Origin of the sequence: Salinivirga sp., assembly GCF_035268865.1 — a bacterium.
Classification (GTDB): domain Bacteria; phylum Bacteroidota; class Bacteroidia; order Bacteroidales; family Salinivirgaceae; genus Salinivirga.
This window is the reverse complement of record NZ_DATFKB010000027.1, coordinates 1-3,386: the sequence shown is the minus strand read 5'-3', so window position 1 is coordinate 3,386 and position 3,386 is coordinate 1. Positions and strand designations below refer to the sequence as shown.

Annotated in this window: 4 protein-coding genes; all 4 read right to left on the bottom strand. The window is 38.6% G+C overall.

Features of this window, described 5'->3' with window-relative positions:
* A partial coding sequence (locus tag VJ937_RS01970; RefSeq protein ID WP_324065241.1) for a pyruvate formate lyase family protein occupies positions 1–923 on the bottom strand: 923 nt, incomplete at its 3' end.
* Between the two features lie 49 nt (positions 924–972).
* Entirely contained in the window at positions 973–1,767 is a 795-nt protein-coding gene (locus tag VJ937_RS01965; RefSeq protein WP_324065240.1) for a glycyl-radical enzyme activating protein, read from the bottom strand.
* A 280-nt stretch (positions 1,768–2,047) separates the two neighbouring features.
* Positions 2,048–2,488 carry a hypothetical protein gene (locus VJ937_RS01960; RefSeq protein WP_324065239.1) on the bottom strand — a complete coding sequence of 147 codons (441 nt, stop codon included), beginning with the start codon at positions 2,486–2,488 and terminating at the stop codon, positions 2,048–2,050.
* A gap of 303 nt (positions 2,489–2,791) precedes the next feature.
* Complete coding sequence (tnpA, locus tag VJ937_RS01955; RefSeq protein ID WP_324065238.1) at positions 2,792–3,250, bottom strand: IS200/IS605 family transposase; 459 nt, start codon at positions 3,248–3,250, stop codon at positions 2,792–2,794.
* Positions 3,251–3,386 lie beyond the last annotated feature (136 nt).

The window sequence follows — 3,386 nt, the reverse complement described above, 5'->3', positions numbered from 1 at the left end:
AGCAATTCTTTGGCGTCACTATCGGTTAAGGTTTGGTTGCTTATTTCTTGCTGGTAGAGTGGATGAAGGTGTTGGTCTAGTCTTCCGGGATTAAAAGAGTCCCAGGGATTTACTTCAGTGATCACCCCAAGGTGGATGAACCAATAGTGTTGAAGCATTTCGTGAAAAGTCTCCGGAGCATTGGCCGGTACCTTACGGCAGATATCGGCCATATGCCTGAGCTCTTTCTTTCTGTTTTCATCATGTGTGGTGGTTATCAATTCTTCAATTTTGGCTGCATGCCGGTGTGCATACATTATCACGGCATCAGCAGCAATATCCATGGCCTCCAACTCATCTTTTTTGTGGTCATCTGCCGGGTTGTTTTTGATATTTAGATTATTGAGTGCTGCTGCTATTTCTTCCTTAAGGTCAAGAAGGCCCTTTTGGAAGATTTTTTTACCGGCTACAGTGTGCCCGGGCGCTCTTTGCTCCTGAAATTCGGTGAAAATGCCTGCTTCATATGCGCTATGCCAGTTTTCAGGGAGTCTGCCGAAAATTTTATCGCGCATAGAACGACCTTTCCAGTAAGGTATAATCTCGTTTTTGTATAATTCCCGGGTTTCAGCATCAACCGTAAAGCCTACTTTGGGCCGGTTATGCAAAATATCCAGGTCCTGTAATGAATGCAGACTAACCTCCGGATAGGTTGGTGTGGCTTTTGGAGCCGGCCCACGCTCTCCAACAATAAGTTCATTTTCGTTAATACAAATGGCTTTGTGAGTCAGCAGGTACTTAAAGGCCCGTGCTCTTTTTATAGGGGCTGGGAGGTCTATTCCTTCCATTTCTTTATAAAATCTGGTTATAAGTTGGGCGCGTTCGCCAGAGAGCCGGTTTTCGGCTTCGAGACTTTGTGTGCGTAGTTTTGATATTCTGGGTGTCATGTTGTGCTGGTTTTGATTGAAGTATGAAATTGCATTTGTATTGAAGATATTATCCCCCAATAGTGACAGAAAAGCCTGTTTGCTCAAATTGTGCTTTGAGTGGTGCCAGTTCTTTTTCATCCATAGCCCGGGTATCGCCCATGCGATTCATTTTACGGAATCGTTCGTATTTGCTGTTTGAAATATTGTGGTAGGGCAGCAAATCAATGTGCTTTATCGACTTAAAAGAACTCATTAATTCAAGCACGGCAAGAATATTTTCTTCTGTATCGGTTATTCCGGGAATAATCGGAAATCGCAACCGTGTGTTTATTCCATTTTCATCAAGCCATTTCAGGTTGTCTAATACTGGTTTAACAGGCACGCCTGTATATTCCAAATGCTGTTTATTGTTTAGCAATTTCAGGTCATAGAGGAATAAATCCACTTTGTCGGCGATAGATTTAAACCTTGAACTGTTGGTGTATCCTGTCGTATCAAGTGCTGTATGGATATTATCTTTTCGGCATTGTTTCAGTACTTCTTCCAGGAATGCTGGTTGCATTAGTGGTTCTCCTCCTGAAAAAGTTACACCTCCATTAGATTCTTCAAAAAAAACCTGGTCGCCAAGGATGGTTTCCATGAGTTCCTTAGTTTCGATTTTGTAACCGATTTGTTGCTCTTTTGAGAAACGCTGATCTCCAAGTTTATTGGTTTTTATGCACTTTTCCGGTGCCGGATTCTGGCTCTCCGGATTATGGCACCACCAACAACTCATAGGGCAACCTTTGAAGAAAATAGTTTGCCTGATTCCTGGCCCGTCGTGCACAGCAAAATGCTTGATATCAAATATGATTCCTTCCATTGAATGTTACATGGATGATTAATAAATGGCTTTAAAAACACGGGTGAGTTAGAAATGTAAATACGCGGGGAATCAGCAAATCCAGCATTCAAACAGACATTTGCCTATTTCATGAGAGAGCTTATTGTAGATAAATACAGACATAAGTCAAATATAATGCTTTTTTTAATCTAAAAAAATGACTTTTTTCGCTATTGTAAACATTAAGAGCCGGTTGGTTAATTCCACCGGCTCTTTTGCAATGTAAGTTGTGTGACTTAATTAATTATCATACTTAAGTCTATAGGTTTTCAATTTCTTTTTTAAGCTCATTGAATTTTTTCTCAACATCATCTTTGGTTTGAGCCCATTGTTCCTCTGCGGAATCATCCATTTCATTGATTTTCGACTCAAGCTCATCTGATTTTTCACGAAGCTTCATGAGCTGTTTTTTTAATTTTGAGTCCTTCTCATTGTCGCCCAACTTCGCTTCTGTTTTATCAATTTTCCGTTCAATATCACTTAATAATTCATTAGCAGATTCCTTAAAGTTATCCTGCTCGTTTTTAAACAGGTCACCAATGGCATCGCCTACACCTTTGAATTCATCTTTCAATGCAGTCATATCTTCTTTAATTGCTTGCTCTTTGTTAGCTTCCTTCTTTTCCTTGGTGTTTTGAGCATTATTGCATGCTGTTGCAAATAATACTACGGTTATTAGTGCTAAGATTTTTAAATACATATTCATTTTTTTTAATTTTTGGTGTTCATAAAGTATAACATTTGGCAGGGTGGATTGTTTAAGATTTTTTATGCCTGCATGGCACATTGTAAAGTTTGTTTCTCCGTTTGGTATTGGTTTTTTGAATTTGTGGATCGCCATGGCATTGCGATAAGCCCTATTTAGCAAGCCCCCTTTCAAATCACCGCCATAAGTGACGCTGCAAGTTATTTTCTCAAATGCTGTAAGCAAAGCTTGCTTAAGGTATAACTTACCACGCCATTCATGGCGTGGTCTTCAGCAACTCTCAAAACCTGCAAGGCTTTAGCCGGGAAACTTAGAAAAACCAAATTTTTGCATAATATCATCATATTCTTCCTGAAAGGTCTTTTTCTTATGATGTTGCTCTTGATTTTTTATGTATGACCTTACAGCACTTACAGCAGATTCACTCACCGATACAGCAAAATATTCATCTTGCCACTCAAGTTTTTTCCCTTTTTTTATATTATGATTAAACCAATATGCTGATTCACCTTTTATTAATTGAATGGTTTTCGCTATGGTCTGATCCGAGTTTAGGCTAATCAGGCAATGAATGTGTTCCAAATAACCACCAATAAAATCAAGATATATCCCTTTTAATCTGGCGTTTTCTCTCATATGAGAAAATAATAATTTTCTCTTAGGGTTAGTTAATACAGGTTCTCTGTTTTTGGTAGTCCATACAATATGAACCCAGATTTTTACATAAGCCATGACTTGTGTTTTTGTTTTTTTCAAAGTTATATGTTTTTTTATACAAATAGTAATGTTCTTTACAAGTGCCTCTTGGTTTATCATTACTAAAATACCATATAGACAGGCTAAGAGCTAGTAAGATTCCTGGCTAAAGCCTTTTAACTAGCAACTTCCCTGT

What these genes read in the sequence shown, in the direction of transcription:
- VJ937_RS01965 (WP_324065240.1), bottom strand. Translation starts at nt 1,767, where the DNA reads ATGGAAGGAATCATATTTGATATCAAGCATTTTGCTGTGCACGACGGG.
- VJ937_RS01960 (WP_324065239.1), bottom strand. Translation starts at nt 2,488, where the DNA reads ATGTATTTAAAAATCTTAGCACTAATAACCGTAGTATTATTTGCAACA.